This window comes from Streptomyces caatingaensis (genome assembly GCF_001187435.1).
In the GTDB taxonomy this organism is placed as follows: Bacteria; Actinomycetota; Actinomycetes; order Streptomycetales; family Streptomycetaceae; genus Streptomyces; species Streptomyces caatingaensis.
Map to the genome: position 1 here is coordinate 482836 of NZ_LFXA01000009.1, position 18581 is coordinate 501416.

General features: G+C 68.7%; 12 protein-coding genes and 1 tRNA gene. 12 read left to right on the forward strand and 1 reads right to left on the reverse strand.

What is annotated here, in order from left to right; translation table 11 throughout:
* The first annotated feature begins 129 nt into the window (after positions 1-129).
* The 7 genes from AC230_RS15465 (at position 130) to AC230_RS33765 (ending at position 11351) form a co-directional block, all read left to right on the forward strand.
* Positions 130-2295 carry a DNA methyltransferase family protein gene (locus tag AC230_RS15465; RefSeq protein ID WP_049716749.1) on the forward strand — a complete coding sequence of 722 codons (2166 nt, stop codon included), beginning with the start codon at positions 130-132 and terminating at the stop codon, positions 2293-2295.
* Positions 2296-2312: 17 nt separating this feature from the next.
* Positions 2313-3947, forward strand: a complete 1635-nt coding sequence (locus tag AC230_RS15470) for a class I SAM-dependent DNA methyltransferase (protein ID WP_049716750.1) — start codon at positions 2313-2315, stop codon at positions 3945-3947.
* A complete protein-coding gene (locus tag AC230_RS31160) occupies positions 3940-5046 on the forward strand; it encodes a restriction endonuclease subunit S (protein WP_078871271.1) in 1107 nt (368 codons plus the stop codon). Before AC230_RS15470 ends, AC230_RS31160 begins: the two co-directional genes overlap by 8 nt.
* On the forward strand, positions 5043-8369 hold the full coding sequence (locus AC230_RS15480) for a type I restriction endonuclease subunit R (RefSeq protein WP_049716752.1): 3327 nt from the start codon (positions 5043-5045) through the stop codon (positions 8367-8369). Before AC230_RS31160 ends, AC230_RS15480 begins: the two co-directional genes overlap by 4 nt.
* 219 nt (positions 8370-8588) lie before the next feature.
* Positions 8589-8774, forward strand: a complete 186-nt coding sequence (locus AC230_RS15485; protein WP_049716753.1) for a hypothetical protein — start codon at positions 8589-8591, stop codon at positions 8772-8774.
* A 203-nt stretch (positions 8775-8977) separates the two neighbouring features.
* On the forward strand, positions 8978-10177 hold the full coding sequence (locus AC230_RS15490) for an N-6 DNA methylase (RefSeq protein ID WP_241833232.1): 1200 nt from the start codon (positions 8978-8980) through the stop codon (positions 10175-10177).
* Positions 10158-11351, forward strand: a complete 1194-nt coding sequence (locus tag AC230_RS33765; protein ID WP_241833233.1) for a restriction endonuclease subunit S domain-containing protein — start codon at positions 10158-10160, stop codon at positions 11349-11351. Before AC230_RS15490 ends, AC230_RS33765 begins: the two co-directional genes overlap by 20 nt.
* 128 nt (positions 11352-11479) lie before the next feature.
* On the opposite strand, the gene AC230_RS15500 is transcribed toward AC230_RS33765, so the two are convergent.
* A tRNA-Arg gene (locus AC230_RS15500) sits at positions 11480-11552 on the reverse strand.
* A gap of 792 nt (positions 11553-12344) precedes the next feature.
* Here AC230_RS15500 and AC230_RS15505 point away from each other — a divergent pair.
* The 5 genes from AC230_RS15505 (at position 12345) to AC230_RS15520 (ending at position 18547) form a co-directional block, all read left to right on the forward strand.
* A complete protein-coding gene (locus tag AC230_RS15505) occupies positions 12345-13097 on the forward strand; it encodes a GntR family transcriptional regulator (protein ID WP_049717040.1) in 753 nt (250 codons plus the stop codon).
* A 280-nt stretch (positions 13098-13377) separates the two neighbouring features.
* Positions 13378-15015, forward strand: coding sequence for an APC family permease (locus AC230_RS15510; protein ID WP_049716754.1), 1638 nt, complete (start codon positions 13378-13380; stop codon positions 15013-15015).
* A gap of 130 nt (positions 15016-15145) precedes the next feature.
* Positions 15146-15322 (forward strand): SPOR domain-containing protein, encoded by a 177-nt coding sequence (locus AC230_RS32035; protein WP_107082141.1) that lies wholly within the window; start codon positions 15146-15148, stop codon positions 15320-15322.
* Between the two features lie 100 nt (positions 15323-15422).
* The gene (locus AC230_RS15515) at positions 15423-15857 is read left to right on the forward strand and encodes an ATP-binding protein (RefSeq protein WP_049716755.1); all 435 of its coding nucleotides are present in this window, start codon (positions 15423-15425) and stop codon (positions 15855-15857) included.
* A gap of 170 nt (positions 15858-16027) precedes the next feature.
* Entirely contained in the window at positions 16028-18547 is a 2520-nt protein-coding gene (locus AC230_RS15520; RefSeq protein ID WP_107082142.1) for a SpoIIE family protein phosphatase, read from the forward strand.
* Positions 18548-18581: the final 34 nt, after the last annotated feature.

The window sequence follows — 18581 nt, forward strand, 5'->3', positions numbered from 1 at the left end:
ACCTGATAACCCTGGTTATCAACCGTTGGCGAAGTTGAGAGCTCGACCGGCTGTAGCGTGTGAGGTGCCCTGGGAGAAACGTTCTCGACCGGGAGCACGAGGCAGTCTTCACGAAGGGAGCGGAATCGCATGGCTGGCACACGTGAAGCAACCGCTCCCATCCTGCCCGAGGAGATCTCCTGGCGGATCAGTTACGCCGAAATCGGGACCTTGGCCCAGGTCCAACGTCCCGTCGTCACCACCTGGGCCCGCCGGCACGCGGATTTCCCCGAGCCCATCGCGTACGAGGGAGCCAGCCCGCTCTTCGACGGCCGTGAAGTCGCCGAATGGCTTCTGTCCACCGGCCGCGGCAATGCCGACGCCGGCCAGATCCGGGCGGAGCTGGTGCTGCACACCCTGTCTGCCTGGCGGCGCGCGATCCCCGCCCGCACCCTGGTCGACACGGTGACGGCGCTGCTCTGCCTGCGCCAGCTCCTCGACAAACCCCTTGCCGACCTGCCCTGGCAGGCGATCCTGGAGTGTGCCGCAGAGACCGACTTCGACGACACCTTCCTCCAAAGAGAGCTGCGCGACCTGCCGGACGCCGACCGGCAGGGCCCCCTGCTCGCCGTGCTCGCCGACCAGCTCACCGAGGCCGCCTACACCCCGGCCGAAGCGCTCGAACGGGTCATGGACGCGCGCCGCCGCCTGGGTTGCGACGACCTCGTCGCCGATGAACCGATTCCGCTGGTGAGCCGCACGATGGCCTGCCTGACCGGCCTCGCGCGACTGAACGAGCGCGAGGAAGGAGCGACGGCCGCCGTCCTGCACCCCCGGAGCGGCGACCTGCTGGTCGCCCTGCACGAATCCGTGTCCGACGCCGAGGACTCACCTTTCTTCCTCTCCGCGGACCCGATGCCGGACCTGGCCCGGCTCGCCCGCCGCCGCCTCATGGCACAGGGGGTCCAGGAATTCGAGATGGACCTTGCCGACGGCGAGGAACTGGCCACGGAAGACTGGGGAAACCCGCACGTCATCGCCTGCTGCCTGCCCTATGAGGCGGCCGAGACCCGCAGCCCGCTCGCCGTCCTGCAGAGCCTGCAGGACCTCACCGACCTCCTCGCCGAGGACCGCACGGCCGTCGTCCTGGGACCCGCCGACGCGCTCGTCCGGCCCCTGCCCGCCCGCGGGGAAGCGGACCGTCTGCGCCGGGAATTCCTGGAACAGCACCTCCTCAAGGCCGCGATCAGCCTCCCCGAAGGCGTACTCCCCTTCCGCCCGGCCCACCGCACCGCGATCTGGCTCCTGCACCGCACCCCCGAAGACAAGCGCACCGGCCAGATCCTCCTCGCCGACCTCTCCTCACGCTCCCTCACCCCGCAGACCCTGGACGCGCTGGCCGAGGACATCGACATCTTCCGCGACGCCGGCTGGCGGGCAGACAGCCGCCACGAACCGCGCAACGCCGCCGTCGTCCGGGCCACCGCGCTGACCAGCGCACCCGGTGCCGCGTTCACCCCACAGCACCGCCCGCACGCCGACCGCTACACCCGCACCGTCGTCGAACGCCCGGCCCGCATTTCCGAGACTGAACTCCGCCTCCAGCAGCTGATCGACGCCACCCGCAGCGCCCTCGACCACACGCCCACGATCCGCGCCAACGCCGTCCTGCGCCCCGACGACCAGCCGGCCCGTCGCACCACCGTGGCCCGCCTGCTCAAGGACCGCCGCCTGCGCCGACTGTCCGGCCACCGCATCGCCGCCGAACACCTCCTCACCGGCGGCGCGGGCCACTACACGGTCCTCACCCCGGCCGAGATCACCGGCAGCGCGCCGGTCGGCAGCCACCGCATCGACCGCGCCGTACTCCACACCACCTACGAGCACGCCTACTTCACCGAACCCGGCGACATCGTCGTCACCGCCACCCCGAGCTTCGGCGCGTACGTCGACGACGAGGGCCTGTCGGTGGTGGCCTTCCCCGCCCGCGTCCTGCGCGCACGGTCCGACGCCGAGCAGCCCGTAAGGCCCCGCGCCCTGGCGGCGCTCCTGCGCTCGGCGGCCACCGAACACCGGCGGGTGAGCGGCGCGGTCCGCTCCGCCCGCCGCATAGAAGACCTCCTCATCCCCGACCTCCCCAGCGACGAGGCCGAGCGCTACGACGCGCTCCTGGCCGACATCGCCCGCCGAACAACCCTGCTGCGCCAGCACGCGGCGGCCCTCGACGACCTGACCACCCTGACCGCCGCCGGCCTCGTCGACGGCACGCTGACCCTCACCGAACCCCCTCTCGTCCGACCCTCGTCCGACTCGTGAAGGAGACCCGAGCGCCCATGCCTCCCCGGAAGAAGAAGCCCGCCGACCAGGCGGAGCTGTTCACCGCCTCCACGCCCAAGGAGATCCAGGCCATCCTCTGGAAGGCCGCCGACAAGCTGCGCGGCTCCATGGACGCCAACCAGTACAAGGAGTTCGTCCTCGGCCTGATCTTCCTCAAGTACGTCTCTGACGCCTTCGAAGAGCGCCGCGAACAGCTCGCCAAGGAGCTCGCGGAGGAGGGCATCGCCGAAGACCGTCTGGAGGAGTTCCTGGAGGACCAGGACGAGTACACCGGGCACCACGTTTTCTGGGTCCCCGAGAGCGCCCGCTGGTCGTCGATCTCCGCCAACGCCAAGAGCGGCAACGTAGGCGAGGTCCTCGACCAGGCGATGGACGCCATCATGAAGGCCAACCCGTCGCTGACCGGCGTCCTCCCTAAGATCTTCAACAAGGACAACGTCGACAAGAAGCGCCTGGCCGAACTCGTCGACCTCATCACCGACGCCCGCTTCGGCGGCAGCGACGACAAGCCCGCCCAGGACGTCCTCGGCGAGGTCTACGAGTACTTCCTCGGCAACTTCGCCCGCGCGGAAGGCAAGCGGGGTGGCGAGTTCTACACCCCGAGCAGCGTCGTCCGTCTCCTTGTGGAGGTCCTGGAACCGTACGAGGGCCGGGTGTACGACCCGGCCTGCGGCTCGGGCGGTATGTTCGTCCAGGCCGCCAAGTTCATCGAGGCCCACCGGGGCCGCGGCCACAAGGCTGACATTTCTGTCTACGGCCAGGAGCTCAATGAGCGCACCTGGCGCCTGGCCAAGATGAACCTCGCCATTCACGGCATCGACGGCAACCTCGCCGCCCGCTGGGGCGACACCTTCGCCGACGACAAACACCCCGACCTCAAGGCCGACTATGTGATGGCCAACCCGCCCTTCAACATCAAGGACTGGGCGCGCAACGAGTCGGACCCGCGGTGGAAGTTCGGTGTCCCGCCGAGGGGTAACGCCAACTACGCCTGGCTACAGCACATGATCAGCAAGCTGGGGGAGCGGGGAACGGCGGGCGTCGTCCTCGCCAACGGCTCGATGAGCAGCCAGCAGAGCGGCGAGGGGGAGATCCGGCAGGCGCTGGTGGACGGGGACATGGTGGCGTGCATGGTCGCGCTGCCGGCGCAGCTGTTCCGGACGACGGCGATCCCGGCTTGTTTGTGGTTCCTGGCGAAGGACAAGTCGCCGGGGGGTGTGAAGGGGCAGAAGGTCGCGGCCGCGGACCGCCGGGGCGAGATCCTGTTCATCGACGCCCGGGACATGGGCGAGATGGTCGACCGCACCGAGCGGGTCCTGACGGACGCCGACCTCGCGAAGATCGCGGGGACGTACCACGCGTGGCGCGGGACGACGAGCGCGAAGGACGCGGGGGAGAAGTACGCGGACGTGCCGGGGTTCTGCGCGAGTGCGGATCTGAAGACGGTCCAGGAGCACGGGTACGTGCTGACGCCGGGGCGGTACGTCGGGGCAGCTGAGGCGGAGGAAGAGGACGCCGAGGCGGTCGCAGAGAAGATCACGCGGCTGACGGGGGAGCTGTACGAGCTGTTTGACAAGTCGGACGAGCTGGCCAAGATGGTGCGCGAGCAGCTGGGGAGGGTCGATGTCTGAATGGACTCGCACTACGCTTGACCAGCTTGTGAAGCTGCGTCGTGGCCACGACCTTCCGACGACGAGCCGGAACCCGGGAAACGTTCCGGTGGTCGGAGCGGCTGGGCCAAGTGGATTTCATGACACGGCGATCGCGAAGGCCCCCGGCGTCGTTGTTGGGCGCGCTGGGGCTTCCATGGGGCACGCTACATACTGCGCCGAAGATTTTTGGCCGCTCAATACTTCGCTTTACGTGACTGACTTCATGGGGAATGACCCTAGGTTTGTCTATCATCTGCTGGGGGAGATCGACTTTTCTGGATACAATTCCGGCGCTGCCCAGCCAATGCTTAATAGGAATTACATCACGCAGATTCCCATTAGTCTTCCGGAACCTGATGAACAGCGCGCCATTGCGGCTGTACTTGGGGTGCTGGACGACAAGATCGCCGTCAATGAGCGCATCGCGGCCACGGCGGACGAACTGGCCTTGACTCTGGCTCTCGATGAGCGATGGGAGAAGCGGATTCGGCTGGGCGAGATCGCTACCCTCAGTAAGGTTCAGCGGGTCCCCCAGGAGATGTCCGACAATCTCGTCGATCACTACAGTCTGCCCGCCTTCGATTCCGGGAAGGCTCCTGATCGTTGTTCTCCGCTCTCGATTAAGAGCGGGAAGTTCGTGATCGATTCCCCTGCGGTCCTTCTGTCCAAGCTGAACCCTGAAATTCCGAGAGTTTGGGACGTGGTGCCAGAAGGGTCGGTTCCCTCTCTGGCGTCAACGGAGTTCCTGGTTCTTGTTCCTGGCCTTGGAACCTCCACGCATGATCTCTGGTCGGTAGTGGCGCAGCGGAGGTTCCTTGAGGAGCTGGCGTCGAAGGTCACAGGCACTTCCAAGAGTCACCAGCGTGTGCGTCCAGCAGAGGTGATGGAGACGGAGGTGGTCGATCCCCGGCAGTTCGGTGAGGTCGGCGACCAGATTCGTTCCCTGGCCCAGTCGATTCTCGCGGCTCGCCGTGAGTCGAAGACCCTCGCAGCCCTCCGCGACACCCTCCTCCCCCAACTCATGTCCGGCCGCATCCGCGTCAAGGACGCCGAGAAGATTGTCGAGGACCACGTATGACCACGCACGGGAACGACAACGGCAGCAGCGAGACTCCCGGCACCCCCGGTACCCCCGACAACTTCCGCCCCCTCGAAATCGACTGGGAGTTCCTCGCCCTCGAAGAGCTCGTGGAGCTCGACTGGCCGAAGGCCGAGGGCAATGAGCTCGCGCCCGGTTCCGGTCACCGCCGGTCCTGGGACGACCTGATCCTCTACTCCGATCTCCGCGAGGCGATCGAAAGGCTCAACCCTGCCCTCCCCCCGGAGGCCGTCCGTGAGGCCCTCGCGACCGCCGCGACCCCGACCTCGCAGGACACGTACGAGGAGAACCGGACCGCGCACGGCTACCTGACCGACGGCATCCACTCCGTCACGTACACCGACGTGCTCGGTGCCGAGCACACGCCGACCGTCCGGATCGTCGACCTGGAGAACGCGGACGCGAACACATACCGCGCCGTCCGCCAGGTGACCGTGATCAACGGCGAGCGCAACCGCCGCTTCGACCTCGTCCTGTACGTCAACGGCCTCCCGCTCGCCGTCATCGAGCTCAAGCGGGCCGGCGACCCGAACACCACCCTCGCCGCCGCGCACACCCAGATACGGCACTACGTCGAGGAGTTCCCGACCGCCTTCCGCTACAACGCGGTCGTGCTGCTCTCCGACGGGATCACCGCCAAGTACGGCACCCCTTTCACCCCGTACGAGCACTTCGCCCCGTGGAACACCGACGAGTTCGGCGCCCGCGTGGACACCGTGGACGCTGCCGCCGTCCACGCCGACGCCGATGCCGACGTCCCGACCGGCCAGGACCTGGCCCTGCACGGCCTGTTCACCCAGCCCCGCTTCCTCGCCCTCGTCCGGTCCTTCATCAACTTCGTGCCCGCCAAGCGCATGAAGCGGATCGCCAAGCCGCACCAGTACTTCGCGGTCACCCGCGCCGCCGACGCTGTCCGCCGCGCCGCCGCGACCGACGGCAAGGCCGGCGTGGTCTGGCACACCCAGGGCTCGGGCAAGTCCGAGGAGATGGTGCTGACCACCAACCTCGTCATGCGCGACCCTGCCCTGCACAACCCCACCGTCGTGGTCGTCACCGACCGCACCGACCTCGACGACCAGCTCTTCGACACGTTCAAGGAGAGCGAGGTCCTCCCAGAACAGCCCCACCAGTTCCTCAACCGCGCCGCACTCCGCGAAGAGCTCGCCGCCAAGCGCACCGGCGGCATCCTCTTCACCACCCTGCAGAAGTTCGGCCGCACCAAGCAGGAGAAGGAATCCGGGACCGACCACCCGCTCCTCTCCGAGCGGCGCAACATCGTCGTCGTGGTCGACGAGGCCCACCGCAGTCACTACGACCACCTCGACGGCTACGCCCGCCATCTGCGCGACGCGCTCCCGCACGCCACGCTCCTCGCCTTCACCGGCACCCCGATCTCCGAGGCCGACCGGAACACCCGCGAGGTCTTCGGCGACTATATCGACACCTACGACCTCAAGCGGGCCGCCGACGACGGCGCGACCGTGAAGGTCTATCACGAGAGCCGCGTCGTCCAGCTCGTCCTCAACCACGACGTCGACCCCACCACCATCGACGCCGAGGCCGACCGCATCACCGACGGTCTGGACGACACCGAGCGCACCCGCGTCGAGCAGGCCGTCGCCACCATGAACGCCATGTACGGCACCCCGGCCCGGATACGCGACCTGACCCAGGACCTGGTCGAACACTGGGAGGCACGCCGTACGGCGATGCTGCCCTTCGTCGCGGACGCCGACGACGCACCCGGCGCAGCCCCCGGTAAGGCGATGCTCGTCTGCGCCACCCGCGAGATCTGCGTCCGCGTCTACGACGCGCTGCGTGAACTGCGCCCTCACTGGCACACGGACGACCCCACCACCGGGGCCATGAAGATCGTCTTCTCCTCGGACTCCCGCAAGGACTCCAAGGAACTCCTCGCCCACGCGCTGCGCGACTCCCAGCGCAAGGCCGTCATCAACCGCGCTAAGGACCCCCAGGACGAACTCCAGCTCCTCATCGTCAACAACATGCTCCTGACCGGCTTCGACGCGCCGCCCATCCACACCATGTACCTGGACCGGCCACTGCGCGGCGCCGGCCTGATGCAGGCCCTCGCCCGCGTCAACCGCCGCTTCCGCAAGAAGGAGGAGGGCCTCCTCGTCGGCTACGCCCCCCTCACCGAGAACCTCCAGAAGGCCATCGCCGAGTATTCCGCCGACGACCAGGCCGACCGGACTCTCGGCCAGGACATCGACCGCGCCCTGGACGAACTCCGCAACGAGTACGACATCCTCGACCAGATGCTCCTCGGCTGGAACTGGCGCGAACGCCTCTCCCGCCCCGACGCGAAGGCCTTCGTCAAGGCGGCCTACACCACCGCCGAGTACCTTCGCAGCCCCGCCACCCCGGGCAACAACCCCGACCAGCTCGACGACCCGAACCAGACTCTCAGCCGCCGCTTCCGCGAACACGGCTACCGCCTGGAACGCTTTTTCGCCCTGGCCGGGTCCTCCGCCGACATCTCCTCCCGGTTCACCGACCAGCCGTACTGGAAGCGCGACATCCAGTTCCTCGTCGAGGTCCGTACGTACATGGCGAAGCTCGACGCCATGGACCGCGAGGCACAGGGCCTGCCCGTCGCCCGCGACGTCGCCCTCTACCTCTCCCAGCTCACCTCCGCCGTCGTGGAGACCGGCGGTGTCACCGACCTCTTCTCCGAGGCCGGGCTGGACAAGGCCGACCTCACCCACCTCAACGACGCCCTCGTCGGCCGCCTGCAGAACAGCGAAACCCCGCACCTGGCCGCCGAAGCCCTGCGCCGCCTCGTCGAGCAGAAGATGCGCGAGCAGACCCGGCACAACATCGTCCGCCAGACCGCTTTCTCGCAGCGCCTTCAGGACCTGATGACCCGCTACATGCGTCAGCAGCTCACCAGCGCCGAGATCATCGCCCAGCTGGTGGAACTGGCCAAGACGGTCGCGGAAGACGCCCGGCGAGGTGAGAAATTCACCCCGCCGCTGGGCGACGACGAACTCGCCTTCTACGACGCGGTCGCCGACCTCGGCAGCGCCCGCGACCTCATGGGCGACGAGATCCTCTCCGGCATCGCCCGGGACCTCGTGGTCCAGGTCCGCAAGAACCTCAAGAAGGACTGGATCGCCCGCGAACCGGTCCGGGCCAGGCTCCGCGCCACCATCAGGCGCCTCCTGGCCCGCCACGGCTACCCGCCGGAGCAGTCCAAGGAAGCGATCGACCTGGTGATCCGCCAGATGGAACACTTCGCCGACAAGTGGTCCCAGGACGGCTCGACCGCGGACGCATAGCCCTCGTCCGTATTGGCTCGTGCCCCGGCACAGCGCTTGCTTGGCGCGGCAGTTCTCTGCCCGGTTGGATGCCCCGTGTTGAGACCGGCATCGGACGTGTCCGCTCCCCTTGCTCAAAAGCAAATTCCAGTGCTGCGCGACGAGGGGAGCGCCCGGCCGCTACTTTCGAGTCCGCGGAACGGTCCGCAGAACGGTAGAGAACCCTGGGGGAGTTAGGGCATGTCGCAGAGAGCGCTGCTGTTGATGGTGGTCATCCTGGCGTCTGTGGTGGTGGGGCTCGTGGCCGGCATTCTCGAGTTTGCGGGCGCGGGGAAGATTGTCACAGCTGTCAAGTACGGCGGTGGTGCCTGTGGAGTCGCCATGCTCATCGGACTGGCCACTGTTACGTGGCTGATGTCGTCGTGATCCCGAAGGAGCGAGGGAGCGAGTTGGGGCGCCTGAAGTACCGGCGAGTCCTACTGGCCGTTGAGAAGCTGCGCAGCACGACTGATGCCGAGACGACGTACCGACTCGCCTTTCAAGTGGTCTACCTCCACTGCTGGTCTCGTCATGGAGCAGCAGTGGAGGCGGGGTGCCCGTGGCGACCCGGCTCGGAGTCCGCGGGTGCGATGCTGAATGCGATCTGGCCGCGTACGCCCGTCGCTCGTACCTACAACCTGCCCGCGTGCCGCGACGAAGGCGTGAGCCGTCCCTTCGAGCTCATCGATCCGGCTCTCCGCGAGCTGATCGTGGAGGTTCGGCGGCTGGAGCCCGACGTGGGGCTCTTCGATGTGTTGCTCGACATGTACTCGACGCGCTATTCGCGCGGCGATGACTACTTCACGCCGAATGATCTGGCGTACCTCTTCGCAGGACTGGCCGCTCCCCGAGGAGGCGAGGTGGTTCGGGACCCGGTGTGCGGAAGCGGGCGACTACTGCGAGCCGCCGCCTACCAGGCTCGAACCCAAGGTGGCGAGGTGCGCTTGTCCGGAGCGGATCTCAATCCGACGGCACGCTATGCCGCGGCCGTCAACCTTGCCCTGCACGGATTCCATGCCGACCTGGGCAAGGGAGAAGCTGACAGCCTCCGGGCTGGGACGTCGCCGGAACCGGCCGACGTGATCGTCGCCAACCCTCCTGTGAACCTGCGAGATTGGGGGCATGGCGAACTCAAGGACGACAGGCGGTGGACCCTGGAGGTACCACGGTCGGGCAACGCGAACTTCGCCTGGGTCCAGCACATTCTTGCCGACCTGACGCCGCAAGGGCGGGCCGTTGTCCTGCTCTCCCCCGGAGCAGCCCACAGCAGCAACAGCACCGACGGACTGATCCGTCGCAGGTTGCTCGAAAACGGTCTGGTTGTAGGCGTCGTGGCTTTGCCGGCATGGCTCTTTCCACACACCAGCACGAGCATGACGCTGTGGCTGCTCGCCAAAGGGGAGCGGCCGAACACCCATCGGGTCCTGTTCGCGGATGCAGGAATACTGCCGACAGCGAGGAACGGGTCACGGCGCATTTTCGACCAGGACTCGGTCGAGCGCCTTCTGCAGATCTTCGGTGAGTGGCAGGGTCTCCGTCGCTGTGAGGACGAGGGCGCTCCTGCATCCGCGCCATGGTGCCGTGCGGCGAGTCTTGAGGAAATCGCTGATGCGGGCTTCGCCCTGACTCCCGCACGCTACGTACGGAACGGGGGCACCGCGCAGTTGCATTCAAGTGACGGAGACCGGAACCGGAAGGCCGAGCTGTATGAGTGCATGGATCGTAGCGCCGCAGCCAGGAACCGAGTCCGTGATGCCCTGGAGAGCAGGCATGACTACAGAATCGGATGATGTCCCCACTCCGTGGCCCGTCGTTGAGTTGCGTGAGTTCCCCGGGGTCGAGTACGCCGCCTACGGAATTGCGCGACAGCAGAAGGCATCCGGCGGAATCCCTATGATCCGCGCCACAGAGATTGTCGAGGGAGGTGTGCACGTCCAGGAGTTCACATTTGTGCCTCCCGATGTGGCCAGACGCCACCCACGCAGCACGCTGAGGTCTGGGGACCTCCTTGTCGTGCTCGTGGGGCGTGTGGGGGAGGCAGCAGTTGCAGGGGAGGAGCACGCAGGATGGAATGTCGCCAGGTCGCTCGCGGTCGTCCGCTGGACACCAGAGGGCCGCGCCCAACAATGGGATCTGTGGCTTCGATGGTGGCTGAAGACCTCGCAGAGCCAGAGCTATCTCACGCTGTCCTCGTCGAACGCCGAGCACATGACCTTGCCTCTGCAGGCACTCAACCGACTTCCCGTACCAGTGCCTCCAGCGCCGGTGCGGGAGAGGCTGCTTTCGCTGATCTCGCTTGCTGAGCGCAAGAATGCGTTGAACACCCGGATTGTGTCTTGCGCGACGGAACTAGCGGATGCGCATTTCATGGAGGCGCTGCAGACGTGCGGGCAAGGTCCCGCTACCGAGCGTGCAGTGGGCGAAGTGTGTCAGGTTACGGCTGGTGCGGCACAGTCTCTGCCGGACAGCGAGCAGTCGGCTATGCCGTGGGTGTCTCCCCGCGAAGTACTGAACTGCAGGACAGTACATCTGGGTGCAGTGACTTCACGCACCGTGGCGCAAGCGGAGGTTGTATGCCCGTCCGGCAGCCTCTTGATCGCGCCCCGTCCCGGGGAGGTGCGGACCGTGCTCACCACTACCCCGGTAGTGCCAGGTCGGCGGACGCTCGCGATATACACGGAGTCCGAGGTCGATCGGATGTGGTTGTTGCACTCGCTGCGTTACCGGAGTCGGGAGTTGACGGCCGTTACGCAGGGCGAGCAGGCCCGCGCGATGAGGCGCAAGGACTTTTCCCGTTACAAAATCCCCTGGCCGACCGATGCGGTGAGGCGGGACTTCGCCAGGCGTGCTGCTGCCCTGCACGACCTCGCCTACGCCTCCGCCAGGGAGCGACACGTGATGGAGGAGCTGGTGGTGCACGAGCTGGAGAAGGGGGGCCTGGCGCGTCTCACTTCGGCCAGCTGAATGCCGAGCTGATCCACGTTGCCCCTCTCTGGAGCACGGAATCCAACGCTCTGAACGAACGGCGCAGTACCGCGCGCACCTTTTCTCCGTTGGCGGTCCGAGAGAGCCCTGACCAGCCATGTTTGGGGCGCCCCCGGCAGGACTCGAACCTGCGGCCAAGCGCTTAGAAGGCGCCTGCTCCACCCGCTGAGCTATGCAGGCTGACCTGCGACAGCGCGGAAGCTTCTGACTATGCCCCGCCAAACCGGGGGTATACGGGATCTGTGGACGCTCGTGCCGGCCCCGAGGTCTGGACGTGCATTCTGGGCGGCGGCAAGGCGTCGGAGCTGGCCGCTGGCTTCCGGGGAGACCGCGAGTGAGCGCGACCGCTGTGCTGCTCTGCGAGTTCGGTGCGGTGGCACGAGCCTGATGTGGCGCTCGTAGAAGTTCCGCAGACTTCAGACGTGTGCGGGCGCTTCCGGGTAGCATTGGCGATCTTCGGTCTTCTTGTGCTTTGTCGCGCATCCCGTGCTGGAATGGTGCTGGGATGCGCCCGCATTTCCGCAGGTCACAGCCTTGTGGTGGAGTTCCGCTTTAACGTCTGACCGTCTTGAGACGTGATGCGAAGGGGCCGCGCCCGGGGGCGCGGCCCCTTCCGCTTTCTTCGACGGAGTCTCGGGGGGCTTCGCGGTTCGTGAACTCCCCAGCAGTAACCAGTAATTGACGTTGTATCAGGTCAGCCTCGTCGCCCGGCGCGCGAACGCGGCAGGAATGCCGCCGACCCCGTCGCGCGGCGCGCGGGCGGGCTCCCCGAGGGGTGCCGGGGCCCCGGCGTGTCGTCGTGGATGTGCCTACGGAGCGTGCGGGTTGCACGTGCGCGATGGCGTCGCCCAGGTCGGCGGCCGGTCCCCTCTGAGCTGGCGTTCACCACATCCAGTGATTCCTTGGCCTGGAGTTGCGGATGGCGACTCTGGGTTGCCAAGCTGTTGCGGACCGTCAACCTTGGGAGTGGACGTGGCTTTCGGTGACCAGCCCGCATACCTTCGCGTCGCCGGGGATCTGCGCAAGAAGATCGTCGCCGGTGAGCTGCCGCCGCACACCCGGCTGCCCTCCCAGGCGCGGATCCGCGAGCAGTACGGCGTCTCCGACACCGTCGCCCTGGAGGCCCGCAAGGTCCTGATGGCGGAGGGGCTGGTCGAGGGCCGCTCCGGCTCCGGGACGTACGTGCGCGAGCGCCCCGAGCGCCGTCCCGTGGTGCGCACGGGATACCGCTCGGTGGGCGAGTCCACGCCCTTCCGCCAGGAGCAGGCCGACCCCCGGGTCAAGGGCTCCTGGGAGTCGCGCAGCGAGCAGGGCGCGGCCACGGCGGCCGTCGCGGAGCGCCTGCGGATCTCCGTGGGCGAAAAGGTGATGCGCACCGACTACCTCTTCCGCTGCGCCGGCGAGCCCTCGATGCTCTCCACCTCCTGGGAGCCGCTGGCCCTGACCGGCCGGACGCCGGTGATGCTCCCGGAGGAGGGCCCGCTCGCCGGGCGCGGCGTCGTGGAGCGGATGGCCGCGATCGACCTGGTCGTGGACAACGTCACGGAGGAGATCAGCGCCCGCCCCGGGCTGGCCCAGGAGACGCTCGCCCTCGGCGGTGTGCCGGGGCACTGGGTGCTGGTGGTGACCCGGACGTACTTCGCGGGCGGCTGTCCCGTCGAGACGGCGGACGTGGTGATGCTCGCCGAGCGCCACCGGATCGCCTACCACCTGCCGGTGAAGTAGCCGTGAGCGCGGGATGAACGCCGGTGACGGCGGCGTGAACTGACTCGTGAGTCAGGAGCGAATCCCATAAGCACCCCTTACCCAGCCTCCCTACCCAAGGGTAGGAAGTGTGCGGTTTGCCCGGCTTCGCCAGGCTATGCGCCCCACTTTTCCTGTGTTGCAAAACTCACATAGCCCCAGCTCAGGGGCTTTTGGCAGAACCAACTCGGCCAAATCGCCCGTACGATGGCGCGGTTTGTGTCTGCCATGAAGGAGTAGAAAGCAAAGGAGGACCGGGGCGTTGAGTACCGAACAGGGGTCTCACTCCAATTACCGCCGGACTCTCGGTCCGGTGGCCCTGACGGCCGTCGGCCTCGGGTCGATCATTGGCTCCGGCTGGCTCTTCGGCGCCCAGCGGGCCGCCGGCATCGCCGGTCCGGCGGCGATCCTCGCGTGGGTCATCGGCGCCGTCGTCGCCCTGACCATCGCGCTGACCTACAGCGAGCTGGGGGCCATGTTCCCCAAGGCCGGCGGCATGGTCCGCTACGGCCAGTACTCGCACGGCTCGCTGGCCGGCTACCTCGCCGCCTGGGCCAACTGGATCGCCATCGTCTCCGTGATCCCCGGTGAGGCGACCGCCTCGGTCCAGTACATGAGCTCCTGGAAGTGGCAGTGGGCCAAGGACCTCTACGACGGCAAGGAGCTCACCGGCAGCGGTGTGGCCCTCGCCAGCGTCCTGCTGATCTTCTACTTCTTCCTCAACTGGTTCGCGATCACCCTGTTCGCCAAGACCAACAACGCGATCACCGTCTTCAAGGTCGTCGTCCCGGTCCTGACCGCCGGCGCCCTGATGTGGTCGCACTTTGACACCCACAACATCGAGTCGGCCGGCGGCTTCGCGCCCAACGGCTGGAGCGCGGTGTTCACGGCGGTGGCCACCTCCGGCATCGTCTGGGCCTACAACGGCTTCCAGTCCCCGCTGAACATGGCCGGTGAGGCCCGCAACCCGGGCAAGTCGCTGCCCAAGGCCGTCATCGGCTCCATCCTGATCGCGCTGGTCATCTACATCGCGCTCCAGGTCGCCTTCCTGATGGCCGTGCCCTCCGCCGACCTCTCCGACGGCTGGAAGGCCCTCACCTACAAGTCCCCGCTGGCCGACCTGGCCATCGCCTGGGGCCTGAACTGGCTGGCGATCGTCCTCTACGCGGACGCCTTCATCTCCCCCTCCGGCACCGGCATGATCTACGCCGCGACCACCTCGCGCATGATCCACGGCGTCCAGGAGAACGGCCACCTGCCGGGCATCTTCGGCAAGGTCGACCCGAAGACCGGCGTCCCGCGCCCGGCCCTGGTGCTCAACCTCGTCGTCGCCTTCCTCTTCCTCGCCGTCTTCCGCGGCTGGGGCTCGCTCGCCGAGATCGTCTCGGTCGCGACCGTCATCTCGTACATCACCGGCCCCGTCGCCGTGATGTCGCTGCGCCGCATCGCCCCGGGCCTGGGGCGGCCGGTCAAGCTGCGCGCCATGCCGGTCATCGCGCCCATCGCGATGATCTTCGGTTCGCTCGTCCTGTACTGGGGCAAGTGGCCGCTCACCGGCAAGGTCATCCTGATCATGGCGGTGGGTCTGCCGATCTGGGCCTGGTACGAGCTGCGCAAGCCGTGGGCCGAGCTCAAGCCGCACCTCAAGGCCGGCGCCTGGATGGTGACGTACCTGCTGGTCATGGCCTTCGTCTCGTGGGCCGGCGGTACCGAGTTCGGCGGCAAGGGCTACCTGGCCGAGGGCTGGGACCTGCTGGTCGTCGCCGTGATCGGTCTCGCCTTCTACGTGTGGGGCGTGCGCAGCGCCTGGCGCAACCCGACGCTGGTCGCCACCGAGCGGGAGATCGCGGCCCTGGAGTCCGACCGGCTCCCCGACGCGGAGCCGGCCGCCTCGAAGTAACCGTCCGGGTGGCCGAATGCGTGCCTCTTTGTGAAAAGACGTATCCGCTGCGTAAAGGTCGGGCGTACGCTCGGGCATATGCGGAGTGCGCTTTCTTCACGAGAGGTGCCACGGCGGAAGGGCAGGGGCGATGGCTGACAACGAACCGCTCCTGCCCTGGCTCGTGATCCGCCAGGACGACAACGGCAACAGGTACCGCGTGGGCCGGTACGCCACCCGAAGCGAAGCGGAACGGGTGGCGGACCGGCTCGACGCGTCCGGCCACCGGCAGCTCTACACGGTCGAGCGGGTGCGGATGGCCTCCTGACCGCCACCCCCGGCCCGATACGCCAACCCCCATACCGGGTATGTGCTGATTATTAGCCCCCAAGCCGGACAATCCGGTGGGGTCGCACAGCGGTCGGGAAGTGGTCGGCGTGGGCGACAGCGCACTGGCATCGACGCCGGGATTCGCCGAGTGGAGCTTCCCCGCCGAGGCCGGTGCGGTGCGCACCGCCCGCACCCTCGTCCGCGACACCCTGCGCGACTGGGGTCTCGACGCCGTCACCGACGTGACGGTCCTGCTCGTCAGCGAGCTCGTCACCAACTCCCTGCGTTACGCCACCGGCCCCATCGGCGTCCGCATGTACTCCCGGGCCGGACGCCTGCTCCAGGTCGAGGTCTCCGACCCGCTCCCCGACCCGCCCCGTGAACGCGCCGCCGCCCACGACGACGAGGGCGGCCGCGGTCTCCAGCTCGTCGCCCTGGCCTCCCGCCGCTGGGGCACCCGGCCCGGCGTCAACGGAAAAACCGTCTGGTTCGAGCTGAGCTTGCCGCCCCGCCGAGCAGGGGAGGAGACATAGCGGGTTGAGACCGTGCTGTGATCGTGAAGTCCGTGTTCCGAGGGGCTCCGGTGCTGGATACTCGGCCTTCTGATGCCGGTGCGAGCACATGAGCCGGAGGGGACGGGCACGTGAGCGAAAAGCCAGCGGGCGCTGCGGCGGGCAGCCCAGAGGGTACGGACACCACGTCCATGTGGCAGAACAGCCCGCCCGGCTCCCTCTACGACTACATTCGCGTGGCGTCCTTCTCGCTGGGCCCCGACGGCCGCATCGAGCAGTGGAGCGAGCGGGCCGCCGAGCTCTTCGGGATAACTCCGGCCCAGGCGCTCGGCAGGGATCCCCAGGACGTGTTCACCGGCCCCCGGCAAGGGGTCCTCTTTTCGGGCGACGCGCTTCCCGGCCACGACCTTGACGGCCGGGCCTGGACGGGCCTCGTCCCCTACCAGCGCGACGAGCGCCAGCAGGGGCTCGCCGAGATCTATGTGATGCCCAGCCGCAACGAACGCGGGGAGCGCGCCGCGCTGTGCGTCGCCGTCGACGTCCGGGCGCTCCAGGGAATAGAGACCGACATCGCGGCCTCCGAGGCCGTTTTCGGCCAATCTCCCCTGGGATTCTTCTTCTTCGGCACCGATCTGAGGCTGCTGCGCGTCAACGAGAGCTTCGCCCAGGCCCTCGGCCGTCCCGTCGCCTGGCACCGCGGCCGCACCCCGCACGACTTCCTGCCCCGCTCCGAGGCCGACCGGCTGACCGTCGCCCTCCGGCAGGTCCTCGACAGCGGACAGCCCGTCGCCGACCTCCAGCTCGTCGGGCCCGTCCCCGGCCGGACGGAGCGGCGCCGCTGGTCCGTCTCGCTCTACCGGCTGCACGGCGGCAGCGGCCGGCCCATCGGTGTGGCCGCCATCGCCACCGACGTCACCGGCCGTCGCCGCGCCGAGCGCGAGGCCGCCGGCGTCCGGCGGAACCTGGCGCTCCTCAACGAGGCCAGCGCCCGCATCGGCACCTCCCTCGACCTGGAGACCACCGCCCGCGAACTGCTGGACGTGGCCGTGCCGCGGTTCTGCGACCTCGCCTCCGTCGACCTCTACCAGGGGCTCCTGGCCGGTGACGAGGCGCCGCCGGGCCTCGCGGACGGCAGCGCCGAGCTGCGCCGCGTCGCCTTCGCCAGCGCCGTCTCCGGCGCGCCGGTCGCCCCCGACACCTGCGGCGCGCCGGGCTCGCCGGGCGCCCCGGGCGCCGCGGCGGAGAAGGCCGTGCAGGTCGGCGAGGTCCACCGGTACGCCTTCCACTCGCCGTGCGCCGGCGCCCTGCGCACCGCCCAGCCGCAGGCCGTGCCCGGGGTGTCCGGGCAGTCCACCCTGGCCGTGCCGATGGTCGCCCGCGACACCGTCGTCGGGCTCGTGCAGTTCACCCGCACCCGCGGCAGCGAGCCGTTCGGCGAACGCGACCGGGCCGTCGCGGTCGAGCTGGCCTCGCGGGCGGCGGTCTGCATCGACAACGCGCGCCTGTACCGCCGTGAGCACGAGCGCGCCCTGATCCTCCAGCGCAGCCTGCTGCCGCCGGTCGATCCCGAGGCCGCCGGGCTGGAGATCGCCTGCCGCTACCTGCCGGGCAACGCCGCGACCGAGGTGGGCGGCGACTGGTTCGACGTCATCGAGCTGCCCGGGCACCGCACGGCCCTCGTCGTCGGCGACGTCATGGGCCGCGGCCTGCGGGCCGCCGTCGCCATGGGCGAACTCCGCACCGCGGTACGGACCCTGGCCATGCTCGACATGGAGCCGGCCGAGGTGCTCTCCGCGCTCGACGAGATCGCCCACGGGCTCGGCCGGCCCGGCGGCAAGCAGTCCGCCTCGCGCGGCGTGCGGGGCAGCGTCCGTCCCGCCGACCTCTCCGAGGTGTACCTCGCGACGTGCGTCTACGCCGTGTACGACCCCGTCACCCGGCGCTGCACCGTCGCCAACGCCGGCCACCTGCCGCCCGTCCTCGTGGAGGAGGGGCGGCCCGCCCGGCTGCTGGAGGTGCAGCCGGGCATGCCGCTCGGCGTCGGCGGCGAGCTCTTCGAGGAGACGGTGCTCGAACTGCCGGACGGGGCGCTGCTCGCCCTCTACACCGACGGCCTCGTCGAATCCCGCGACCATCCGCTGGACGAGGGCCTCCAGGCCTTCCAGGACGCGCTGACGGATCCCGCGCGGCCCCTGGAGGACGTCTGCGACCACGTCCTCTCGGCCCTCGACACCCACCACGGCGAGGACGACATCGCCCTGCTGATGGCCCGGCTGCGCGGGCTCCCGGCCGGGCACGTCGGCGACTGGACGCTCGCCGCCGAGCCGCGCTCGGTCGCCCGGGCGCGCGAGCTCGCCCGCGAGCAGCTGCCCCGGTGGGGGCTCGACGCCCTGGTCGACACCACCGAGCTGCTCGTCAGCGAGCTCGTCACCAACGCGCTGCGGTACGGGGAGGGGGACATCCGGCTGCGTCTCCTGCTCGACCGCACGCTCGTCTGCGAGGTCTGGGACGGGGGGTCCGTCCAGCCGCGGCGGCGGCGGGCGCGGGATACGGACGAGGGGGGGCGGGGGTTGCAGCTGGTGGGGTTGCTGAGTGCGGCGTGGGGCAGCCGCCGGATTCCTGACGGCAAGACCGTCTGGTTCGAACTCGCCCTTCCGGACGGGGAGTCCGGCGCGCCGGACGCCGTCGAGGCCCTGATGAGCCTGTACTGACGGGGCGTCGCGGGCGCGACGTATGCCCCCGCCC